Genomic DNA, 23224 nt, shown 5'->3' with positions numbered 1-23224 from the left:
CTATGCAGCATAGAAGCAATAATCATAGCAGCGGGCAACCAATACAAGGATAATCGCTTGACTGACTCCATGAGCCGCCGTATAAAATTTGAATCCTTGACCCCAGCACAGCTCAAAACCGTGCTTGGTGAATACAACAATCACATGAAATACATTCAACAACGCCTCGATATCAAAATCAGCCAACGCCAAGGCGACTTCTGTCTAAGTGGCGACATATTGGGTGTTGAGCGCGGCGAACGTATTATTTATAAAATGGTCGATGAAGCGCAAAACACTAAAGACATTAGCGCCGAAGAATTGCATCTCATCATTCAATCAAGCCTCGCGCGCGATGAAGATATTGAAGAAGATGAACAGCAACTGGCGGATGAAGAGCGCTTAGACTTGGCGAGCGAATTTACACCGGTTAGCCTGCGTACCCGTAATGGCAAAATCATTCCACGCGGTGGCAATCAGCAGCGTTATGTCAGAGATATTTTATCCTCTGATGTGTCGTTTGGGATTGGACCTGCCGGTACTGGTAAAACCTATCTCGCGGTTGCTTGTGCAGTTGATATGATTGAGCGCAATGAGATTGAGCGTATTTTGCTCGTACGTCCTGCGGTAGAAGCTGGCGAAAAACTGGGCTTTTTACCAGGTGATTTGACGCAAAAAATCGATCCATACTTGCGTCCTTTATACGATGCGCTATATGAGATGATTGGCTTTGAGAAAGTCGGTAAGATGATTGAAAAGCAAATCATTGAAATTGCCCCGCTTGCCTATATGCGTGGTCGTACTTTAAATAACTCATTTGTGATCTTGGATGAAGCACAAAATACCACGCCTGAGCAGATGAAGATGTTTTTGACGCGCTTAGGTTTTGGTTCGCGCGCGGTCATTACCGGTGACATCACACAGGTAGATTTGCCACGTGGCAGCAAGTCAGGCTTGGCACAAGCGATGGAAATCTTAAGTGGTATTGAAGAGATTCATATCACTAAGTTTGATTCAAAAGACGTCGTACGCCATCAATTGGTACAGAAAATCGTTGAAGCTTATGATGTCTATGATGACGAGCAGTTTGCCTTGCAGGAAAAGCGAAAGTTTGAACGTATCAAAGAGCAAGAGCGTAAACAAACAATGACTGAGGCAGCAGCCAAACTCTAACCTATCTTGATAGCCGTATATTGGAAAGAAACCGGATTTTATATCCGGTTTTTTACTGTTAGATATTTTTTAATTGATATAAAAAAGGATTAGGGCATGAGCCAAGACAGCAATAGTGATGCTAGCAACAATATTGATGATAATTATAATGAGAACAATAGCTTAGACGCACTTGGTATTAGTGCCAGTGAGCTCATCGATGACCAGACACTCGATAATTTTTACAGTCGGGAGCAGCTGCTGTCTGTAATGACGGCGACACTTAACTATATCGATGAGCAGGTAAAAGGTGGTCTGATACTGCCATACTTTGAAGATATCGATGCTGAGCAGTGGCAAGAGAAGATTAAGGTGCTCGATATTTATATTACTGATGAAGTCGAAGGTCGCGAGCTGAATTTAGAAGCCCGTCAAAAGGATTATGCAACCAATATCCTCTCTTATCCAAGCGACCTGCCAGCAGCAATTATTGGACTGATGCCAACGCTACCGCTTGGAGAGCTAATCATTTGCCATGCGGTGATGATACGTGAAGCAGCAGAGCAAAACAAAGAGGCTAGGCAGCATATTAGCCACTTATTAATTCATGGCATACTGCATTTGCTCGGTTTCGATCATGAGCTCGGGCAAGCCGAGCAAGATGAGATGGAGCGTTTTGAGATTGAAATTTTGGCAGGGCTCAATATCCCAAACCCTTATGACTAATCTTTTTTCGTTAGTAGTTTTTGTGCTTGGTCCATCTGATTAATCATCTGGTCAAGCCCTTTAACATGGACATTACGCTGTGGGAACGGAATATCAATTTTATTATCATCCAGCGCGTATTTAAACTGTTCCAATAGATCGCACTGCATTGACCACCAGTCGTCATTAGTCGTCCAAACGTTTAAAGTTAAATCAACGGAGTTATCGCCCAAGTTAGTGACGCGGATAACCGGTGCAGGATCAGTAAACGCCTTCGGATTACTGATTGCCAAATTTAGCATAACATCTTTGGCAGTTTTGATATCAGCATCATAACCAATGCCAACAGTGATATCGACGCGGCGATTGGGCAATGCGGTGTAATTGACAACCGCTGAAGTGGTGATATCGCTATTAGGAATGATGACATCATGATTGTTAATCGTTGTTAGATGCGTATTGACCAAGGTAATCTCTGTCACAGTGCCCGTATAGCTGCTTATTTGCACATAATCACCGCGCACAAAGGGGCGAAAGGTGACAATCATAATGCCCGCTGCAAAATTAGACAGCTGATCTTTCAGTGATAAACCAATCGCAACCGCTGCACCGCCCAAGATAGCCACGACTGAAGTGGTCTGCACACCAACTTTACTCAAGGCAGCCAAAACGACCACAACCAATAGCACACCGTAAATTAAGCGACCTAAAAAGCTAGCGACTGTCTCATCTAAACGACTACGCAACATTATACCGTGAGCAAATGTGACGGCTTTTTTGGCAAGCCAGCGCCCTATCATAAATATTAGCAGCGCTAGTGCCACTTTGGCAGCAATACTCAAAGCGTTATTGGTTAAGGTAGCAACATCAAGGGTAAAACCTAAAAATTCCATATAAACTCTTTACTCTATATCTGGGTGTTATCTATTTACTGTTTTAGTTAATACGTTAAAAATGCAGGACTGCTGTTAACTCTTCTAGTACGTCACTTCTACGATATCACTATAACGGTAGGTACGTATCAGACGCAACTCAACAATGTCTTTCATATCTGCGGTAAATTTACCAAATGGCGCGGCTTGCCTGACTGATTGTTTTGCCGCTTCATCTAAGATAGTTGAATTTGAGCTCTCAAGCAAACGGATGGCTTTGATATTACCGTCGTTAGCAATAATTACCATTAAACGCACTTCGCCCGTAATACTTTGCGCTCGTGCTTGAGCAGGATATTGCAAATTACCAACGCGCTCAACATGCTCACGAAAGGTATTGATATAATCGGCCGCCGCGCCATGGGTCGTTGAGTTACTGTCCATGGTCACTACTTTTGATTTGGTGGCATAAGTCTGCTGACGCTGGGATAGCTGAGCCTCCAAGGTAGCAATCTGCTTACGTAGGCGCTCTTCTTGCACCCTCATATCGTCTTGCGCTTGCTTACTATCATTGTCAGACTCTACGCTTGCATGACGCCAGCTTAGTGTGGTGCGTAAGTAGCTTTCTTGATAATGCTGCTGGCGTACTTGGCGCTGTAAGCGAATTACATCTTGCGTCTCGCTCATTTGATCAGCGGATAACGGGCTGCTTTGGTCGGTTTCTTGACGCAATTGCTCTTTTACTGTACCGCCACCTTGTTGCGAGGCATTGGCAATAAATTGCGCATCTTCATTTGGCTGCTTATTATCCGTTAGGGCTTTGGCAACGTCTTGCATCAATCCGGCAGGGTCTTGCCCCATCGAAAAACTGATACCGAAAATAATCAACGCATGCACGCTAATGGCAATAACAATCGCCATCGGCAAGCTGATATCACGTTTTGGTGCTTGCGATGAAAAATGGTAGCTTTGTGAGTCTTTAATATACACCGCAGTCAGTCTCAGCTTATGAATATAAAGGCGGTCATCAATAAACGTGGTAATATCCATATCTATTGCCCATGCCGGCGCCATCATAACATGACATAGAATTGTCTCGCTAGCACAACCGTATACCGTAAATTCACAGTAACTTCTCAACAATTTATCATTGCTTACAGTGAGAGGTATGCTCTAACTTGTACTCATCGCATAAGCCCAGCGCATTTGATATCGAAAATAAAGGTATGCTGATGAGTAATAGACGTTCATTTTGCCCGCCTCGTTTTTGATATATACTGTTTGGTATCGGTCACGCTTTTATAATGATAAGGATAATAAGTTTGAGTAGCTTTAATAACATGAGTGATAATGTCGATCATTCAGACAACTTTGATGACTTTTTTGAGAATCTCGGCTATCGCTTTGATGAATCATTTAGCGATGGTTGGGCTCACCTGACCCAATCTATTAAAGACTTATACAACCGTACAACCGATAAGCTAGAAGATGAGCTGGCGTTACCGCTGACACAAGCCTACGTCAATGATGCACTAAAAACTTATGTCACGGATAATGTCAAAGCCATCTTAGAGCTGCGTGTTGAGATACATGAAGACTGGTTCCGCTTATACTGCACGGTCGATGCAGGTGGCATTTATGCAGAGGTCGCGAGTAACTTTCGTCTGGTACATGCGCAGCTCGATCGCAATGTACAGCGCTTTGTTTTTGGTCAACTGACCTATACCGATATCCTAAATCTGCGCTGCGAATCATTCCTTAAGCGTCAAGGTATCAAACTGTTTATTTGGTTTTGCCACCGCATTCTAAAAAAAGACCCATTGGGTTTTATCCTATCTTATATCGATATTGCACGTGCCAAAAATGAGATTATTTATATTGATATTAATCGTTGGCTGAAGAGTAATAAGAAAATTATCGGCATGTTACATAAGGCACAAGTTAACTATGGTGAGCTTGAAGAAGAACAATTGATTTTGAAAGCGCAGATTAATTATCGCGATTTATTATCCTCAAATAGCAACGAAGATATTATCAGCGAAAAAGACGAGCCAGTACAAGTACAAGGTCCTGTCCATCCACTAGATACAGAAAATGTAGCAAATGTGGCGAGCCAAGTTTAGAACATCATAAGCTCTCAGCTCTTATTACTTTGCTATCTTATAACTGTCAACTATTATAAAAAAATGCTGTATCTTGCCAGACGAGAGTCGTCAAGATACAGCATTTTTCTTTTGCTAAAAATTTTAAAAGAATACCACTCGATCACACTTTATGACATTCGTTACCAGTAATTTTCTACCGCAATATTGCCTTCTCCACGGCGATTCATCACCAGTCCTAAGCTCTTTAACGTCTCTTTGGTATCTTCTACCATATCTGGGTTGCCACATAGCATAACGTGCGTGCTATCGACATCTAGAGCAATGCCTGCGCGCTCTTGTAGCGTTCCATCTAGTAGCAATTTTGGCAGGCGCTCTGTCAGTGCACCTTCGATAGGCTCACGAGTAACAACTGGTATAAAGATTAATTGTGCAGGATTATCAACCAAGGAGCCAAAGTCTTCTTGCAGACTTTTTATCTTATCAACGTACGCCAACTCTTCTATCGAGCGCGCGCTATATGCGAGGATAATATGCTTGTAATCTTCCCAAGTCTTTAAATCTCGCAGCATCGATAAGAAAGGCGCAAGACCAGTGCCCGTAGCCAGCAGCCATAAATCTTTTGGTAATGGCTTTTGATAACGCGCCAACGTCAAAAAGCCAAAAGGCATGGTATTTAGCAGCAACTTATCGCCTACTTCCAAGTGTTGCAACTGCGAGGTAAATGCACCATCAGGAATGACGATAGAGAAAAATTCTAATACTTCATCAAAGGGTGAGGAAACAATTGAATAAGCGCGAAAAATATCTTCATTTAGCGCTTCACGCAGTTCTTCGTTAGATGCATCGCCATTTTCTACAGCTTTCTGCTTGTAGTAGCTTAACTGACTGGGATTGACGCCCAAACGTACAAACTGCCCAGCCGTGAATTTAAAGCTATCCGGACGGCTAACGGTGAAGCTAAATAAATTTGGTGTCCAAGTAGTTTTGCTTAGCACTGTTACGGTTTGAATATTGTCGCTCATAGTAGTGAATCACTTATATTTTATTAACATTTATTTTTATAAAAATTTAAACAACACAAAAAAGATGCGCCAAGCTTATCACAAAGCTGGCGCATCTTGTTTTTCGAACCGTAACAAGCAATAAGTAGCAGCACAGATATAGCGCTACTTATTTCAGCTCTCTATGCTTACCAAATACGAGCCAAACTTGCCCATTCAATCATACTGTTTGGTAACACACCAAAGAATACAATGATTACCGTGACGGCAATGACCATGATACCGCCGGTACGTAGACCCCACTGCTTCGAGACGTCAAATTCAATAAACTGTTTTGGACGTTTAAACAATGTGAGCAAGACGCGCAAGTAATAGAACAAGCCAATCGCACTACCGAGAATAATCATCGCTGCTAAGAACCAGTTAGTACCTTGTACCGCAGCAAGAATCGCAAATAGCTTAGTAATAAAGCCTGCGGTCAATGGAATACCCGCTAGAGACAACATCATGATGGTCATGACAGCCGTCAATACCGGACGGCGCCAAAACAGACCTTGATAGTGAGTCAACTCGTCTGCTTCACCAGACAGACGATAAGGGCTCGACATCAAGGTTACGACACCAAAGGCACCGATAGAGGTAAGGGCATAAATCGCCATATACATGCTAGAAATACTATCAGCAGCAGAGCCAATGCTCACGATCACGATTAACACATAACCCATATGGGCAATAGATGAATAACCAAGTAAACGTTTGAGACTGGTTTGGCGTACGGCGAGTAAGTTACCCAGCAAAATCGACAAGGTTGCCATGACCATCAGCAGCATCTGTACCGATGGCAATGCCAATAGCGAGGTATCAATTAAAAAGCGTACTGCCAATGCCATCATCGCCACTTTTGATACTGAGGCCAGATAAGTCGCGATAGGCGCAGGTGCGCCTTCATAGACATCGGGTGTCCAAATATGAAAGGGTGCGGCAGAGAGCTTAAAGGCGATACCAAACATCATCATCGCTGCACCTAAGATTAACAGTGGCGATTCAAAAGTCTCTGTCAAAGTTAAACTGATAGGCTTAAATGCCAGTGAGCCAACTTCTGCATAGATAAATGCCATACCCATCAGCAGTGTTGCTGATGCAGTCGCTGACAATACCAAATACTTCAGCCCCGATTCTAGCGAGCGAGTGCGCATGTAGGTATATGACAGCATGCCATATAACGGTATCGATAGCATCTCAAGACTCATAAAGAATGACGCTAAGTGCTGGGCGCAAACCATAAGTAGCGCGCCAACCGTTGATAGCAACATGAGCAAATATAGCTCTTCTTTATGGTCTTTTAAATCGGCTAAGTAGGCATAAGATAACGTACAACATGCCAATGCGCAGATAAAGATAATGACCATATTAAACTGAGCAAAGTTATCAATCACAAATAACTGCTCAGCGGCTGGCACAAGTGTTCCACTATCAACTATACCTGCCATTTGCCCAAGCAAAATAAACAGACCAATATTAAGACCGATAACCGAAATCGTACCTGTCACCATATGTGAGCGCTTCATAGTGAGGGCAATCATCACCATTAATACTGTAATGACTACCGCAATGATTGGTGCATAAGGCAGCAGCCCCATCAAATCATTCATCGTAAAATCGTTCATGACTTAACGTGCCTCCATTGCATCAAGCAGCTGCGAGGCATCTACTTGTGTTACTTGACTATATATATAGGCGTTATTAATCCATTGCATCGCATGACTTGAAGTATCAAGGAACGGCTGTGGATACAATCCGAGCCAGACCAAGCCTGCGGCAAGCATCAATAGTAACGACAGCTCGCGCTTGCCCAAATCTTTTAATGGACGCTCTGGTAGACCATGAGACTTGGTTTCTTTTAACGCCACTTCTTTAATATTATTAGTACCGAATAGCGCCTTGTGAATCAGAATTAGTGAATACAAACCCGCTAATACTAAACTGAATGTCGCAAATACTACAAACACGGGATAGTCGGCAAAGGCGCCAAATAAAATCATGAACTCGCCAATGAAGTTACCTGTACCCGGAATACCAAGTAAGGCCGCACAGAAGAACATCAGTATCGGCGCATAATAACGGAACTGACCCCACATACCACCCATCAAGGTCAAGTCGCGCGTATGTAAGCGCTCATATAACTGCCCTGCCATAATGAATAGCGCTGCTGAGCTTAGACCATGTGCAAGCATTTGAATCATCAAACCTTGCAAGCTGAGTAAGGTTCCAGCATAAATTGCCAATACCACAAAGCCCATATGCGAGATACTGGTATAAGCCAATAAGCGTTTCATATCGGTTTGCATAAAGGCTAGCCATGCGCCATAGAAGATACCAATCGTACCTAACGTCATGGCAATAGGCGCAAAATCTTGTGATACTGCTGGAAATAATGGTAAGACAAAACGAATCAAGCCATAAGCGGCAGTCTTAATCAAAACCCCTGCCAAATCTACCGAACCCGCCGTTGGTGCTTGTGCATGCGCGTCAGGCAACCAGCCGTGGAACGGAATAATCGGCAACTTAACGGCAAAGCCAATAAAGAAGCACAGCATAATCGGATATTCCCAGCCGCCAAGTGACGTACCGAGCAAGTCATTATAATTAAAGCTCACCACCCCTTTTTGGGCGTAGCTGATAATGACCAATATCAAAATACCGACCAGCATGATAAGACCAGATGCTTGGGTATAAATAAAGAACTTAGTTGCAGCGTATTCTTTGGTTTTACCAACGACATCATGACCCCAAATCGCGATCAAGAAGTAGATTGGAACCAGCATCATCTCCCAAAAGAAGAAGAATAAGAACATATCAATGGCTAAGAAAACACCAATAACGCCGCCCAAGCTCCAGAGCAAGTTTAGATGGAAGAAACCAACACGGCGTTGAATCTCATTCCACGAACAGGCAACGGCAGCAATACCAAGCAGACCTGTTAAGCCAACCATCAATAGCGATAAGCCATCTAACGCTAAGTGAAAGCTGATACCAAAACTTGGTATCCACGGCACACTGAATTCAGCGACCCATGGCACATTTGCATCTGGCGCAATCACTTGCTGACTCATGCCAGAAAAATCACCGTATTGCCATAGTACCATTGACAATACAAAGGTCAACGTCATACCGATTAAGGCAATCCAGCGCGGCAAGCGTTTATTAAAGCGTTCAACCAGCCAACATAGCAATCCTGCAATAAAAGGAATGGCGATTAATGCTGGTAGCATCCACGTTTGTTGTAACTCAATCATCTTATACCACCGTCATCATTACCAGCACGAGTAACACAGCCATACCCAAGCCAAAGCTTGCAGCATAACCTCGAAGTGACCCTGTTTGCGTCGCAGACAATACCTTATTACCCGCTGATGCCAGCTTAGGTAATAACAGCCACGTTTTATCGATAGGGTCGGCTTTAAATAAGCGGCCGATGAACAAAAAGGGTTTTACAAAAACTATATCGTATAGCGCGTCAAAGCCCATACCGTGATAGCACCAATGATATAGCGCACCGCCGATACGCGTGCGCTTAAAGCTAGTCAGCAGTCGACCTTTATTAACGACATATAATAGCGCCGCCAATATCAAGCCTGCTGCCATCGCACCCATCGCGATAAACTCAGCCGTATGCTTACCATGTGCTTGACCAGCAACTTCTAATAAATGCCCAACACTTTCTGGCAATACGCCTTGCAATGGCGGGGTAATAAATGCACCCACTGCCGTAGATAATACGAGCAACACACTAAGCGGCAGCCAATATGACACACCAGATAGTTTATGGGCATGCGTTTTCTCTTCACCAAAGAAGATAATCCAAATCATACGGAAGGTATAAAGCGCGGTTAAGAAAGCACCGAATACGCCCATATAGAATAAGACCATATGACCAGTTGCATAACTCTCCCAAAGAATGGCTTCTTTAGAGTAAAAACCAACGGTGACCCAAGGTATCGCGGCAAGTGCACCGCCACCGACGATATAGCACCAAAAAACCAATGGAATCTTTTTACGTAAGCCGCCCATCTTAAAGATATTTTGCTCATGATGTACTGAAAGAATGACCGCACCTGATGATAAGAATAACAACGCTTTAAAGAAAGCATGGGTCATCAAATGGAAGATAGCACCTTGCCATGCGCCAACACCGAGTGCTAAGAACATATAGCCAATTTGGCTCATAGTCGAATAAGCAAGGATACGCTTGATGTCAGTTTGTGCCAACGCACAGAATCCTGCAATAACCAGCGTTAATGCGCCCACTGCCCCAACCCAGTACAATAGTACACCAGGTGTTAATATAAATAACGGATGTAGACGGGCAATCAGATAAACACCAGCGGTAACCATCGTCGCTGCGTGAATCAATGCCGATACTGGCGTTGGACCTGCCATTGCATCAGCCAGCCATGTATGTAATGGTAGCTGCGCTGATTTACCCATCGCCCCACCAACCAACATCATGGTAGTTAGAATCATGGTTGGATTATTGATATCAAATACTTCCGGGGCACGGGTAATAATCTCTTGAATATTAAGCGTGCCAAATTCGCGGAATAATAAAAACAAACCAAATGCTAAGAACACATCACCAACACGGGTCACGGTAAAGGCTTTTATCGCTGCTCGACCATTAGCGCGGTCATGATAGTAAAAACCAATTAGCAAGTAAGAACAGATACCGACGCCTTCCCAGCCAAGATATAGCAAGAACAAGTTATCCGCTAACACCAGTAATAACATACTGGCGACGAATAAGTTCATATAGCTAAAGAAGCGCGCAAAGCCTGTTTCACCTTTCATATACCATGCGGCAAACAGATGAATCAAAAAGCCGATACCGGTAATAACACCCGTCATCGTTAATGCTAAGCCATCAAAGCTTAAGCCAAAATTTGGCGCAAAATCCCCGACTTGGAACCAAGTCCATAGCGGAATCTCGATAACCGTACCGGCAGGGTTGCTTGTTAAAAAGGTATAGCTGACGATCAGCGTACAGAGCGCTGATAGCAGCATACTACCGACACCAACAATCGCTGCCACCTGCTCGCTTAATTTATCGCGCATAAAGGCTAGAATCAAAAAGCCAACGAGCGGGAATATAAAGGTTAATGGTAATAAACTCATGACATCATCCTTTCATCTCATTGGCGCTGTCGACATCGAGATGCCCACGCTGATGATAAAAACGCAATAATATTGCTAAACCAATAGCGGCCTCTGCTGCTGCTAAGGTCAAGATAAAGATAAACATAATCTGTCCATCTGGATCGACCCAACGACTACCTGCTACCACAAATGCTAGTGCCGCCGCATTCATCATGATCTCAAGGCTCATTAGCATAAATAGAAAATTACGCCGTACCATAACACCGCACAGACCAATCGCAAATAAAATACCCGCCAAGATTAATCCATGGCTCATGGGTATCAGACCCAGTACATTTTGCGCCTCAGCAACCGGCTGCACTAAGCCTGCTACTTCATGGGCAAACGGCACATTGGCAATATCTTGTGCCACGCTTGCTGCTAGTACCATCAGTCTGACTCCTTGCGCGTGACTTTCTTCATACCGTTCTGCGTACCTGCTTTCATGCCGACCTTCATGCCCACATAATCATGCGGGTCGACATCTTTATATTCGTATGGTTTTGCCATCTTTACTACATCGTTATTGGTGTGCATGCTGTCGTTTTCGTACAGCTCAATACTACCGACATTTGGACTGGCTACTAGACTATCATTACCGATAATCTCGTCATCGATAGCTTCTTTGCCTAAATGATAAGCCGCAACTAAGGCCGCGAGTAGTAGCAATGCGGCTACTTCTATCAACATAATATATTTGGTAAATAACACCGTACCCACTGCTTTGGCTGAAATCGTAGTACCGCCAATTACAGCAGCTTCGTTATGATTGAGACCAATCATTGCATACAGCACAACCGCAATAATAATTGTCAAGCCCGTCGGTATCGCCCAAGTACCGGCATCAAGCCAACGCTCTTCCCGCTCATCATTACGCATGCCTAAATTCAGCATCATAATCACGAAGACGAACAGTACCATAATGGCACCCGCGTAAACGACAATTTCAAGTGCTCCAGCAAACGGCGCACCTATCACAAAAAATATGCCAGCGATTGCCAGTAATGACACAATCATTGATAAAATAGCATGCACTGGATTGGCTTGGGTTACCACGCGCAAACTGGCAAATATTGCTACCGCTGCTAATGAGTAAAACCCTGCCAATTCAGGATTATTTAAAATATTCATCATGGTAGCAAGCTCCTTAGATCAATCGGTGCCGCTTCATTTTGCGCCGCGCCTTTTGGTTTATCTGCTACCGCCATACCCGTCACGCGATAATAGTTATAATCGGGATATTTGCCCGGTCCTGAAATCAGCAAATGCTCTTTTTCATAGACCAAGTCTTGACGGACGTATTCGCCCATCTCAAAATCAGGAGTCATCTGAATAGCTGTTGTAGGACAAGCTTCTTCACACAAGCCACAAAAAATACAACGTGAAAAGTTAATACGGAAGAACTCTGGATACCAGCGTCCATCTTCACGTTCCGCTTTTTGCAGTGAGATACAACCAACTGGACATGCCACAGCGCACAAGTTACAAGCCACGCAGCGCTCATCGCCGTCAGGGTCACGCGACAATATAATACGTCCACGAAAACGTGGCGGCACTGGTACTGGCACCTCAGGATAAAGAATGGTGTCGCGTGGTCTGAGCGCATGACTATTGACCATCCACATGCTGCGGACAATGGTAAATAGTCCAATGACGGTCTTTTTTATCGTAGTAAACATGGGATTATTATCCTTCTCAGCTTTACCCTAGTTCATCAGTGATGGCTAGTGATGATTACAACGTTGGGGAAAAAATCAAAATGACTGCAGCAGTAACCAATAGATTAATCAAGGTTACGGGCAGGCAGACTTTCCAGCCAAAGTTCATCACCTGATCATAGCGCGGACGCATGAGTGAGCCTCGAGCTAAAACAAACATAGTCATAAAGAAAAGCGTCTTAATCATGAACCAAAAAGCTGGTGGAATAAACGGAATATCTAAATTAAAAGGTGCCAACCAACCACCAAAGAATAAGCAGGTCATCAAAGCAGAAATCAATACAACATTGACGTATTCGCCAATAAAGAACATACCGAACTTCATGCCAGAATATTCAACGTGATACCCTTCTGCCAGCTCTTGCTCAGCTTCTGGTTGGTCAAATGGATGTCTATGCGTGACCGCAACACCAGCAACGACAAAGGTTAAAAAGCCAAAGAACTGTGGAATGATATACCAACCATCAGCCTGCGCTTCAACAATGGCACGTAAGTTAAATGAGCCAGTCAAGGCAACAACGCCCATCAACGACAAGCCTAAGAACACTTCATAACTGATGGTTTGCGCGGCTGAACGTAAGCCGCCCAGTAATGAGAATTTATTGGCTGATGCCCAACCACCGAACAGCACTGCATAGACTGCAATACCAGCCATGGCAAAAAAGAATAAAATACCAATATCCCAATCAGCAACGCCAAGGGTTGGTGAGATAGGAATAATGGCAAATGAAGCCAGAGCGGTAAACATGGCAACCGCAGGCGCCAGAGTAAACATAAACTTATCGGTAAAATTTGGCGTCCAATCTTCTTTAAAGAAGATTTTGAGCATATCGGCGACTAATTGCAACGAACCGAACGGACCGACACGGTTTGGACCATAACGGTCTTGCCAGAGTGCTAGCATCCGGCGCTCATAGATAATCATCATTGCCGCTACAATGACCACTACCAAAAAGATGACCAGCGATTGTACGACCATAAAAAGTATGGACCAAGTATCAAAGGTCATCATACTCGCCAAAAAACTTGGCACATCAGGGATAATACGAGTGACTTGCATATTACACCTCCTATGTGGTGGTCGGCGCTGTGCTTACTGGCGCGGCGCGGTTATTGTTATCTTCAAAGCTGTTTAAACCACTGCCATTTTCAGAATTGCCAATAGCGTCATTAGCCAAGCCGCCCATCATCGTAATAGGTGCATCGACTTTACGTACTGACGCTGGCATCGATGGATGAATAATGCTCACCTGACCGACAGGATAACCGATACAACCTTCGGCTAAATAACCAACAAGCTCTACTGGCAGCGTGATTTGCTGTTTATCAATCTCAATCGCTAGATAATCACCAGCCACGATATTCCAATCTTTTGCGTCATCAATCCCTATACGCCATGCAGCTACTGGTAATTGTTCAGCAACGACTGGGCTACGCGATGCCATCATTGAGCTGGCATAAATGTTATAAATAGGCACCAATTTGGCTTGCCCTTGATGCATATCCGTCGTAGCTACTGAGCTAACTTCTGGCGCAACATATTGGCGCGTAGCTAAACGCTCTAACTGATCGAACAAACGCACACCCGGATCACCATTTCTAAGACTACCACCCACTTTATCTTGGTATTTGTTCCAAGCTTGCGGTGAGTTCCAACCGGCAGATTGCGCAAAAGGAATCATCGCGCTTGGGGTTTGCTTACCGCTATAGCCTTCCATTGAAAAGGTTAAACCGGTATCCAAATCTTTTGGCTGCATTGGCTCATGGACAGAGACAGGCGCGCGCATAGAAGTACGACCTGAGTAACGACGTGGCTGACGGGCAATTTTTAGACCCGTCATACGGTAATCAGCATCGGGTGCAGCTTCTTTGATACTGGCAAGCTTAGGATGGGTCGCTATCAAAGCATTGATAACATCGTCAAGCTGCGTCCAATCAACATCGCGACCTTCTAAGCTGCTATGTACGGCATGCAACCAGCGCCAACCTTCTTTAATACTACTAAGCGGATGATAATAGTCATTATCATAAACTTGGAAGAAGCGCTGCGCACGACCTTCGGCAGAAATAAGTGTGCCGTCTGCTTCAGCAAAAGTGGCTGCTGGCAATACAATATCGACGTCTTTGTGCCAATCCAGCAATTGATGATCTAACGCAATGACGGTTTTATCAGTCAATAGCTGTGTTAATTTATTCGCATCAATAGCATCAGTCAGCTGATTTTCAGCGACTATCACCACATCAAAATCAGTCGCCAGCAATTCTTCAACTGAATGACCGCCGAGTAAACAAACACCGATACTATTAGCATCTGTCACTGCTAAATAGATACCCGCTTGGGCATGATACTTTTTATTGACTTCTTTTAGCTCAAGTTTGGTTGCTGGCTGACGTTCAACATCGTCTTGCGCTTCGGTATTAACACCCGTTTCAGGCTTATTTGGCTTGGCAGACAGATCTTTATCTTCTGTTTGCCAAGCCGTTGTTGTTTGTGCTCGCGCTTCAGCTGCTGCAACTTTGGCATTATGTGTCTCAACTTCATACTGCTCAGTTGCTTTGATCGCTGCACGCTTTTGGCTTAATGCTTGCGTGATTTGCGCAGCTGCTTCTATCAAGGCAATAGACGATAAGCTGCTACCAGAGACAACCAATGGCTTGTCCGCTTGGATCAAGTCATAAGCGATTTGCTGTGCCAGCGCTTGCATAGGATCAGCGCCAATATTGGCATTAGCCTCTTTTCCAGCTTTTTGCGGATCGACTATTTTTGCTATATTGTCGTCAAATTTAGCAATTTCATCCGCAACTTTAAAACCAAGTTTAGTGATGTCTTCAGGTGTCGCTACGACGCTAACCTTACTGATATCTTCAAGTTTGGTTTGAGTCACATCGATGACATATACTGGGCTTTGTGCGCCTTGAGCAATACGTTTGACTGGCTCAGCCAACCACGATTGCGTTTTGGTAGCAGCCGCCATTTTTATGGCTTCATTTTTCGCCGCTTGACGGATAGAGAGTGCCACACGCGATGACGTTTGAGTGATATCTTCACCCAAAATCAGTACCGCATCATGACTTTCAATATCGGTCATACCTGGATTATAAATACCCTCAGTACTCAAGACTTCAATACATTTATTGACCAGTGCTTGCTGCTGATGATTAAGACCCGTTGAAAAATTATCAAAACCAACGAGGTTTTTTAGCGCAAAGTTGGTCTCTAAACTGGCACGTGGTGAACCAATGCCAATGACTTTTTTGTCTTTAATACGCTTAATGGTTTCATCAAGAGCATAATCAATATTAATTTTGACATGTTTATCATTGATACGTTCAAGCGCTTGGGTTGGACGATCTTCACGATTGACATAGCCATAACCAAAACGACCACGGTCACATAAGAAGTAACGATTTACCTCGCCATTATAGCGATTTTCGATACGGCGCAATTCACCGTAGCGCTCACCGGCAGAGATATTACAACCCGCTGAACAACCATGACAGATGCTTGGTGCATACTGCATATCCCACTTACGGTTATAACGATCCGAATGCGTCTTATCGGTAAATACCCCCGTTGGACAAACTTCCGTTAGGTTACCTGAGAACTCACTTTCAAACTGACCATCTTTATCACGACCAAAATAAACACGTTCATTTGAGCCATAAACACCCAAATCTTCGCCGCCTGCATAGTCTTTATAAAAACGGACACAGCGATAGCAAGCGATACAGCGGTTCATCTCATGCGCGATAAACGGACCAAGTTCTTGATTATGGTGAGTGCGCTTAGTAAAGCGGTAGCGACGACGATGATGACCTGACATATAGGTCATATCTTGTAAATGACAGTGTCCACCTTCTTCACAGGTTGGGCAGTCATGGGGATGGTTAATCATCAACAGCTCAACCATCGACTTACGGAACGCCTTCGCTTCATCATCAGTCACTGAGATGTACATATCATCGCCTGGGGCGACCATACAGGACATCACAAGGCGACCGCGACCCGCTTCCATATCTTCTTTGGTCATATATTGCTTAACCGCGCACTGACGGCAAGAGCCTACTGAACCAAGGGCTGGGTGATAACAAAAATACGGCACATCAATGCCGAGTGACAAACATGCTTGTAGCAAGTTATCTGCGCTATCTACTTCGACAGTGGTTCCATCAATATGTATGACTGCCATGCCGCTCTCCTTATTTCACATCTAGCTGTTGATTGGCTGCAGCCTCAATGACATCTTCACCAACCGCCTGCGCAATCTTTTGATCAAACTCAGGACGGAAATATTTAATTGCACTCATCAGTGGTTCCATCGCACCGGGGGCGTGCGCGCAAAAGGTTTTACCGATCCATAAGTCACGGGTTAAACCTTCTAGCTTTTCAATATCGCCAATCTGCCCTTCGCCATCATTGATAGCGGTAAGGATTTTGACGCCCCACGGCAAACCATCGCGGCATGGCGTACACCAACCGCACGATTCGCGTTGAAAGAAAATCTCAAGATTACGTACCAATGGCACCATATCTTGTTCTTCGTCAACAACCATCAACAGACCCGTACCCATACGGCTACCCGCTTTTTGAATGGTGTCAAAATCAACGACAGTATCTAAATGCTCAGCGGTTAAAAAATCCGTTGATGCGCCGCCTGGTAACCAAGCCTTAAGTGTGCGACCTTCCTGCATACCACCGGCGAAATCTTCAATGATTTCGCGCGCCGTATAACCAAAAGGTAATTCCCAAAGACCGGGATCATTGACCAAGCCAGAACAGCCAAATAGCTTCGTACCTGGGGTTTCGACTACACCTTTGGCTTTTGGTAGGTCTTGATACCACTTGCTACCATGTAAGATAATCGCTGAAACGTTATGTAAAGTTTCAACGTTATTAACCACGGTTGGTCGACCCCATGCACCAGCTACTTGTGGAAATGGTGGTTTGGTACGTGGATTGGCACGGCGACCTTCTAAGCAGTTAATCAATGCCGTTTCTTCACCGCAAATATAACGACCAGCACCCGTATGCACATGTAAATCAAAACTAAAATCTGAGCCTAAAATATTATCGCCAATTAAGTTATTGGCACGCAATTCTTCAATCGCTGTACTTAAACGCTCCGCAGCTAAGATGTATTCACCACGGATAAAGATATAACCGGCTGTTGCACCAATCGCATAGGCAGAAATAAGCATGCCTTCAATAAGCTGAAGCGGCAAACGCTCCATGAGCAAACGGTCTTTAAACGTACCCGGCTCCATCTCGTCAGCATTACAGACTAGATAGCGTGGACCGCCATCAGGTGGTGCCATTAGCGACCATTTAATACCTGCTGGAAAACCTGCACCGCCGCGACCTTTTACCACCGCTTCTTTAATAGTATTTAACGTATCATCTGGCGATTGGTTTAACGCTATCTTTAACGCTTCAAAACCACGTAATGATTCATAAGTGGCCAAATCAAGCACAGCATCATGATGCGCTAAGCGCCATGTCAGTGGTTTGGTTTCACTGGTAGCAGTCGCTCTATCGCCATAGATAGGAATACGCTGCTCATTAAGTTGGCTTGGCGCTTTGCCTTGATTACGAAGAGCAATCTGCTCTGAAACAGTTAATCTCATGCGTATAGCTCCAACAATTGGGCGACTTCTTCAGGCTGGACAGGACCATAGGTATCTTCATCAATCAATACCGCAGGACCTTTGTCACAGTTACCTAAACAGCAAATCGGCAATAGCGTAAAACGACCATCAACAGTGGTTTGACCATAGTCGATGCCCAGCGCAGATTTGAGCTCAGCTGCTAGTGCTTCATAGCCTGTTAAATAACAAGCCACCGAATCACAAACAAGGATGACATGACGACCAACTGGCTGACGATAGATACGGTTAAAGAAGGTTGCTACCCCATCCATATCCGTCATCGGTACATTTAGAATATTAGCAATCGCATTCACTTGCGCATCATCAACCCAGCCGTTACGCTTTTGCACGATTTTTAGCGAATCTAAAGACGCTGCTCGTGGATGAGGATAATGATGCATAAACTCATGAATAGCCGCAATTTCTTCTGCAGTTAAGATACTTGCCACATCTACTTTTGGCATTTTATCGGAAACAATTTTCATAATCTTTTTCTTTCCTCACTCAGCCCACTGTTAAGGTTGCGCTCACGGCGCAATGACAGCGTTTTGGTGTGCCAGTTTGGCGATAATATGTTAATGAACGCGTCGTACTTTTAATATATAAACGATAATGATAAACGTATAACCACAGACGCTCTAACGGTCACAATCCGCCATCACAATATCAATTGACGCCAAATACATAATGGCATCGGATACCAATGAACCATTAATGACTGATGGCATCTGCTGCAAATGCGCGAATGTCGGCGTACGAATACGGGTACGATAGCTCATCGTCGCTTTATCCGAGGTGATGTAATAACTGTTTAGACCTTTAGTTGCTTCTACAATCGTTGTGCACTCACCCGCTGGCATCACAGGACCCCAAGAAACAGAGATAAAGTGATTAATCAAGGTTTCGATGTCATTCAACGTACGGTCTTTTGGCGGCGGTACTGCCAATGGATGATCCGCCTTATAAGGACCTTGCGGCATATTATCCATACATTGACGGATAATACGTAGCGACTGGCGCATCTCTTCGACTTTGACCATACAGCGATCATAAGCATCGCCGTTATAGCCGACTGGTACTTCGAAATCGTAATTCTCGTATCCCATGTACGGACGCGCTTTACGCAAATCAAAATCCAAACCTGTTGCACGCAAACCTGCGCCAGTAACGCCCCATGCCAGTGCTTGCTTAGTATTATATTGGGCAACACCTTGGGTACGACCTTTAAGCACACTGTTTTGCAATGCTGCTTTGACATACTCATCCAAGCGTTTTGGCATCCAATCTAAGAACTCGCGAACCAAACGCTGCCAGCCGCGCGGTAAATCATGCGCTGTACCGCCGATACGGAACCACGCAGGATGCATACGGTAACCGGTTACAGCTTCGATGACGTCATAAGCTTTTTGGCGATCAGTAAACATATAGAATACCGGCGTCATACCACCGGCATCTTGGATAAAGGTACCGACGAACAGCAAGTTATTGGTAATACGGAAAAACTCACTCATCATCACGCGGATGGTTTCAGCACGCGGCGGAATAGTAATACCGGCAAGCTTTTCAACCGACATGATATACGGTAGCTCATTCATTACGCCGCCAAGATAATCAATACGGTCGGTATAAGGAATAAATGAGTGCCACGTTTGACGCTCAGCCATTTTCTCGGCGCCGCGATGGTGATAGCCAATATCAGGGATACAATCGACGACCTCTTCGCCATCAAGCTGTAGCACCAAACGGAAAGCACCGTGAGCGGATGGATGGTTAGGACCGATGTTCAAGAACATAAAGTCTTCATCGCGACCCGAGCGTTTCATACCCCACTCTTCTGGGACAAAGCGCAGGTTTTCTTGCTCATATTGTTGTTTGGCGGTATTCAAGAAATACGGAGTAAACTCAGTTGCCCGCGCATGATATTCTTTGCGCAGTGGATGACCTTCCCAGTATTTTGGCAATAAAATACGCGTTAAATGCGGATGACCAGTAAAGACAATACCAAACATGTCCCAGACTTCGCGCTCATACCAGTTGGCATTGGGCCAAATCTGTGTCGCACTTGGGACGTTTAAATCTTCTTCACTGAGCGCCACTTTGATACGCACATCACTATTACGCTCAAGCGACATCAAGTGATAAAACACCGTAAAATCACTGTCAGGTAAACCTTGGCGATGCTGACGTAGACGCTCATCTATCGCTGACAAGTCAAATAACATGACATAAGGTTTTGGCAATTTGCGTAAGAATAAGAGAACGTCTAATAAATCAGCGCGTGCCACCCAAACCGTTGGAATGTCGTCAACCGTGTGCTGCACAACGAACTTACCAGCATATTTTTCTTCCAGCTCTTTGATAACCGCTGGGACAGGCTTGATCTTAGGATCTATGTTTTCGACTACCGTGACCATGAATGATGTCTTCCTTCATTAATCATAACTGAGCCATGACAACCATAATAAAAGATGATAATCATAACCAAACTATGATGAGCGTACGCGCACTTCTAACAATTATTAATAACTACGCCAAACTGCTTAACTAAATGCTATCTGGGCTACGTAAGTTTTTCACAGCGATACGATCTGCTTGCTTACGGTCACGCTCAGGCGTCATCTGCGGCTGATAGACACCCTGATCATTAACATGAATACCTAGCGGACGACGTTCTTTAGTAATAGATTCTTGTAATAACATCAAGCCTTGAATCAATGCTTCTGGACGTGGCGGACAACCAGGCACATAGACGTCGACAGGGATAATTTTATCCACGCCTTGCACGACTGAATAGATGTCATACATACCGCCCGAGTTGGCACAAGCCCCCATCGAGATGACCCATTTTGGCTCAAGCATTTGCTCGTATAGACGTTGAATAACAGGTGCCATTTTAACAAAGCAAGTACCAGCAACAATCATCACATCTGCCTGACGTGGCGAGGCGCGAATAACCTCGGCACCAAAGCGTGACAAATCGTGAACCGCCGTTAAAGTAGTCGCATATTCGACATAACAGCATGAGGTACCAAAGTTAAATGGCCACAGTGAGTGCTTGCGCCCCCAGTTTGCTGTTGAATGGACAAGGTCTTCTAGACGACCCATAAAGACGTTTTTATTGACTTCATCTTCCATTGGATCGTTGACAGTTTGGCTTGTCTGAGCAGGATAGACATCTGCATCAGGGTTGGCTTTTGTTAATGTGTATTTCATAACATACAACCTTTATGTTAAACAAAGTGCGGCAATGATTTGCCCTCACTACTGCCTTAACTTCATTATTAAATAATTTTGTTATTCACTAATTAACACGCACTGTTATTCATTAACGCGTCATTTTATCTGTTTGTGCAGACGTCGCAAAGTCCACAGAAGTGACATTCCCCGTGGTATTAATATGATCAATGTTTTGTAAGTGACGACGATTGGTCTCAATATTGTTTGAGACATTAATCTGACCGGAGGACTGCGCAGGTATCTTGCCTGTAGGATCGACCATAAGTTCATCAACACCATCGAACTTGGTGATATCAGCTAAACTAAAGCCTGCGGGTGCCGCATATAGGCGCGCTTTTTTGCGTAGCTTATCAGCCGGTGCCCAATTCATCGCACCCAGACTCAACTCGTATACCAAGCCAATGATCAAGATGGTGATAAATATGGCGGCCGCAGCAAAACCAAGCCAGCCAGCTTCACGAACTGAGACTGCATAAGCATATAAGTAGAGGGCTTCTAGATCAAAAATAACAAAGAAGATCGCCACCAAATAGAATTTGGCAGACAAACGAATACGGGCGTTGCCAGATCCGACAACACCCGCTTCAAATATCTCTTCTTTTTGTGAGCCATGTGAGCGACCGCCAAGTAGACGCGGGACAACCAACATAAACACAACTAGCGCAATGGCGGCTAAAATAAAAGCAATGGCTGACCAATTAAAAGCAGACATGATAATACGTGCTCCTCACCCAATCGAGTGTTACACGCCGCGCAAGCATCGACCTACATATTAAGGTCGTCAAGCGACAGGCATAACGCAGACGAAAACACAAAGCAACTGTCACTGCACTTAAGTAACTGTCACTGTATTTAAGTAACTGTCATTGAGTCACATGTTAAGTTCTGTACTGGTAACAACCAATTATCAAGCTTATTGACGACGATGTCAGATCTGACCAACTGTAGAGTGTCCGCTCTATATGCGGATAAAGGCTGGTCGCCCAACGCATCTTCTAACAACGTAAGATCAACGTATTAAATCAATATCATATTCGATAGTTTATTTAATTGATTTAATAGCTCATTACACGTGGTCAACAATGACGTGACAACTGGCATAAATTATTTACGTACTATACGCATATCGGCAATCAAAAGCTAGTTTTTAACTGCATTGAGCGGTCACTTTATCGGCAAAAAAAATAGGTTTTTTTATCCGCAAACTATGTTATAGATTATTCATCATTCTTCTCTAAAAACCTTCTGTAAGTCTAAAGAATGTATTATTAATTGACTGCTAACTAAGATGGAAAATCTATATAAAACGCGCAGTTAGTCACAGCTTGTAATTATTTCACTTTCACTTCCATAATGGATAAGACTTAAGTCTACCTCCTTATTTCTATTCACGGGAAATGACCTTGTATTGGCCAAATTTTCGACGGTTTTCATTGAAACAAAATATTTCTCTATGTCATTTTTCAAGACGTACCTTATATATACCTCATAATCTTATATATTCCACGCTACTAACTCCTGCCCAAAAGCCTTAGTTTTGCTTTATAATAACTCACCTAATTTTGCTCGCAGATTGCCTAAAACTTTAAAATTATTCTGTGAGTTACTCTATTTAA

At 44.1% G+C, this 23224-nt stretch carries 19 protein-coding genes; 3 read left to right on the top strand and 16 right to left on the bottom strand.

Translation table 11 applies throughout. The features are described 5' to 3' along the window. Positions 1–69 precede the first annotated feature (69 nt). Both VLA57_RS10925 and ybeY read left to right on the top strand, forming a co-directional pair. Complete coding sequence (locus tag VLA57_RS10925) at positions 70–1152, top strand: PhoH family protein (RefSeq protein ID WP_333955002.1); 1083 nt, start codon at positions 70–72, stop codon at positions 1150–1152. 96 nt (positions 1153–1248) lie between these two features. Then, positions 1249–1857, top strand: a complete 609-nt coding sequence (ybeY, locus tag VLA57_RS10920) for an rRNA maturation RNase YbeY (RefSeq protein WP_333954924.1) — start codon at positions 1249–1251, stop codon at positions 1855–1857. On the opposite strand, the gene VLA57_RS10915 is transcribed toward ybeY, so the two are convergent. Beyond that, positions 1854–2729 (bottom strand): mechanosensitive ion channel family protein, encoded by an 876-nt coding sequence (locus tag VLA57_RS10915; RefSeq protein ID WP_181210707.1) that lies wholly within the window; start codon positions 2727–2729, stop codon positions 1854–1856. The two genes, ybeY and VLA57_RS10915, sit on opposite strands and share 4 nt — an antisense overlap. 84 nt (positions 2730–2813) lie before the next feature. Beyond that, complete coding sequence (locus VLA57_RS10910; protein WP_333954923.1) at positions 2814–3758, bottom strand: energy transducer TonB; 945 nt, start codon at positions 3756–3758, stop codon at positions 2814–2816. 254 nt (positions 3759–4012) lie between these two features. Here VLA57_RS10910 and VLA57_RS10905 point away from each other — a divergent pair, with 254 nt between their 5' ends. Then, the gene (locus VLA57_RS10905) at positions 4013–4831 is read left to right on the top strand and encodes a hypothetical protein (protein WP_333954922.1); all 819 of its coding nucleotides are present in this window, start codon (positions 4013–4015) and stop codon (positions 4829–4831) included. Between the two features lie 161 nt (positions 4832–4992). On the opposite strand, the gene VLA57_RS10900 is transcribed toward VLA57_RS10905, so the two are convergent. The 14 genes from VLA57_RS10900 to ndhC form a co-directional block, all read right to left on the bottom strand. Further along, positions 4993–5835, bottom strand: coding sequence for a ferredoxin--NADP reductase (locus VLA57_RS10900; RefSeq protein WP_333954920.1), 843 nt, complete (start codon positions 5833–5835; stop codon positions 4993–4995). Positions 5836–6002: 167 nt separating this feature from the next. After that, on the bottom strand, positions 6003–7481 hold the full coding sequence (locus tag VLA57_RS10895) for an NADH-quinone oxidoreductase subunit N (protein ID WP_333954919.1): 1479 nt from the start codon (positions 7479–7481) through the stop codon (positions 6003–6005). A 3-nt stretch (positions 7482–7484) separates the two neighbouring features. Further along, positions 7485–9110 carry an NADH-quinone oxidoreductase subunit M gene (nuoM, locus tag VLA57_RS10890; protein ID WP_333954918.1) on the bottom strand — a complete coding sequence of 542 codons (1626 nt, stop codon included), beginning with the start codon at positions 9108–9110 and terminating at the stop codon, positions 7485–7487. 1 nt (position 9111) lies between these two features. Further along, positions 9112–10986, bottom strand: coding sequence for an NADH-quinone oxidoreductase subunit L (gene nuoL / locus VLA57_RS10885; RefSeq protein ID WP_263240624.1), 1875 nt, complete (start codon positions 10984–10986; stop codon positions 9112–9114). Between the two features lie 4 nt (positions 10987–10990). Continuing rightward, complete coding sequence (nuoK, locus tag VLA57_RS10880; RefSeq protein ID WP_041753378.1) at positions 10991–11299, bottom strand: NADH-quinone oxidoreductase subunit NuoK; 309 nt, start codon at positions 11297–11299, stop codon at positions 10991–10993. Positions 11300–11397: 98 nt separating this feature from the next. Beyond that, positions 11398–12141, bottom strand: coding sequence for an NADH-quinone oxidoreductase subunit J (gene nuoJ, locus VLA57_RS10875; protein ID WP_263240627.1), 744 nt, complete (start codon positions 12139–12141; stop codon positions 11398–11400). After that, positions 12138–12686 carry an NADH-quinone oxidoreductase subunit NuoI gene (gene nuoI / locus VLA57_RS10870; RefSeq protein ID WP_011512931.1) on the bottom strand — a complete coding sequence of 183 codons (549 nt, stop codon included), beginning with the start codon at positions 12684–12686 and terminating at the stop codon, positions 12138–12140. The genes nuoJ and nuoI overlap by 4 nt, the downstream gene beginning before the upstream one ends. Positions 12687–12741: 55 nt before the next feature. Continuing rightward, positions 12742–13737 (bottom strand): NADH-quinone oxidoreductase subunit NuoH, encoded by a 996-nt coding sequence (gene nuoH, locus VLA57_RS10865; RefSeq protein WP_041753375.1) that lies wholly within the window; start codon positions 13735–13737, stop codon positions 12742–12744. A 58-nt stretch (positions 13738–13795) separates the two neighbouring features. Then, positions 13796–16915: an NADH-quinone oxidoreductase subunit NuoG gene (gene nuoG, locus VLA57_RS10860; protein WP_333954917.1), complete on the bottom strand. Its 3120-nt coding sequence runs from the start codon at positions 16913–16915 to the stop codon at positions 13796–13798. Positions 16916–16925: 10 nt separating this feature from the next. Continuing rightward, positions 16926–18350: an NADH-quinone oxidoreductase subunit NuoF gene (gene nuoF, locus VLA57_RS10855; RefSeq protein WP_263240631.1), complete on the bottom strand. Its 1425-nt coding sequence runs from the start codon at positions 18348–18350 to the stop codon at positions 16926–16928. Then, positions 18347–18856, bottom strand: coding sequence for an NADH-quinone oxidoreductase subunit NuoE (gene nuoE, locus VLA57_RS10850; RefSeq protein ID WP_333954916.1), 510 nt, complete (start codon positions 18854–18856; stop codon positions 18347–18349). Before nuoE ends, nuoF begins: the two co-directional genes overlap by 4 nt. Positions 18857–19009: 153 nt before the next feature. Further along, positions 19010–20785 (bottom strand): NADH-quinone oxidoreductase subunit C/D, encoded by a 1776-nt coding sequence (nuoC, locus tag VLA57_RS10845; protein ID WP_333954915.1) that lies wholly within the window; start codon positions 20783–20785, stop codon positions 19010–19012. Positions 20786–20915: 130 nt separating this feature from the next. Next, a complete protein-coding gene (locus tag VLA57_RS10840; protein ID WP_011512925.1) occupies positions 20916–21584 on the bottom strand; it encodes a NuoB/complex I 20 kDa subunit family protein in 669 nt (222 codons plus the stop codon). Between the two features lie 112 nt (positions 21585–21696). Then, complete coding sequence (ndhC, locus tag VLA57_RS10835; protein ID WP_020442866.1) at positions 21697–22320, bottom strand: NADH-quinone oxidoreductase subunit A; 624 nt, start codon at positions 22318–22320, stop codon at positions 21697–21699. Positions 22321–23224 lie beyond the last annotated feature (904 nt).

The sequence above is a fragment of the Psychrobacter sp. S4(2024) genome (assembly GCF_036861305.1).
GTDB lineage: Bacteria > Pseudomonadota > Gammaproteobacteria > Pseudomonadales > Moraxellaceae > Psychrobacter > Psychrobacter cryohalolentis.
Note: the sequence above shows the minus strand (reverse complement) of the source record. Positions and strands in the feature narration are given on the sequence as shown.

Excerpts from the sequence above, each read along its gene's own strand:
- VLA57_RS10925 (WP_333955002.1), top strand. The coding sequence starts at position 70 with ATGAGCCGCCGTATAAAATTTGAATCCTTGACCCCAGCACAGCTCAAA.
- ybeY (WP_333954924.1), top strand. The coding sequence starts at position 1,249 with ATGAGCCAAGACAGCAATAGTGATGCTAGCAACAATATTGATGATAAT.
- VLA57_RS10915 (WP_181210707.1), bottom strand. The coding sequence starts at position 2,729 with ATGGAATTTTTAGGTTTTACCCTTGATGTTGCTACCTTAACCAATAAC.
- VLA57_RS10910 (WP_333954923.1), bottom strand. The coding sequence starts at position 3,758 with ATGGATATTACCACGTTTATTGATGACCGCCTTTATATTCATAAGCTG.
- VLA57_RS10905 (WP_333954922.1), top strand. The coding sequence starts at position 4,013 with ATGATAAGGATAATAAGTTTGAGTAGCTTTAATAACATGAGTGATAAT.
- VLA57_RS10900 (WP_333954920.1), bottom strand. The coding sequence starts at position 5,835 with ATGAGCGACAATATTCAAACCGTAACAGTGCTAAGCAAAACTACTTGG.
- VLA57_RS10895 (WP_333954919.1), bottom strand. The coding sequence starts at position 7,481 with ATGAACGATTTTACGATGAATGATTTGATGGGGCTGCTGCCTTATGCA.
- nuoM (WP_333954918.1), bottom strand. The coding sequence starts at position 9,110 with ATGATTGAGTTACAACAAACGTGGATGCTACCAGCATTAATCGCCATT.
- nuoL (WP_263240624.1), bottom strand. The coding sequence starts at position 10,986 with ATGAGTTTATTACCATTAACCTTTATATTCCCGCTCGTTGGCTTTTTG.
- nuoJ (WP_263240627.1), bottom strand. The coding sequence starts at position 12,141 with ATGATGAATATTTTAAATAATCCTGAATTGGCAGGGTTTTACTCATTA.
- nuoI (WP_011512931.1), bottom strand. The coding sequence starts at position 12,686 with ATGTTTACTACGATAAAAAAGACCGTCATTGGACTATTTACCATTGTC.
- nuoH (WP_041753375.1), bottom strand. The coding sequence starts at position 13,737 with ATGATGACCTTTGATACTTGGTCCATACTTTTTATGGTCGTACAATCG.
- nuoG (WP_333954917.1), bottom strand. The coding sequence starts at position 16,915 with ATGGCAGTCATACATATTGATGGAACCACTGTCGAAGTAGATAGCGCA.
- nuoF (WP_263240631.1), bottom strand. The coding sequence starts at position 18,350 with ATGAGATTAACTGTTTCAGAGCAGATTGCTCTTCGTAATCAAGGCAAA.
- nuoE (WP_333954916.1), bottom strand. The coding sequence starts at position 18,856 with ATGAAAATTGTTTCCGATAAAATGCCAAAAGTAGATGTGGCAAGTATC.
- nuoC (WP_333954915.1), bottom strand. The coding sequence starts at position 20,785 with ATGGTCACGGTAGTCGAAAACATAGATCCTAAGATCAAGCCTGTCCCA.
- VLA57_RS10840 (WP_011512925.1), bottom strand. The coding sequence starts at position 21,584 with ATGAAATACACATTAACAAAAGCCAACCCTGATGCAGATGTCTATCCT.
- ndhC (WP_020442866.1), bottom strand. The coding sequence starts at position 22,320 with ATGTCTGCTTTTAATTGGTCAGCCATTGCTTTTATTTTAGCCGCCATT.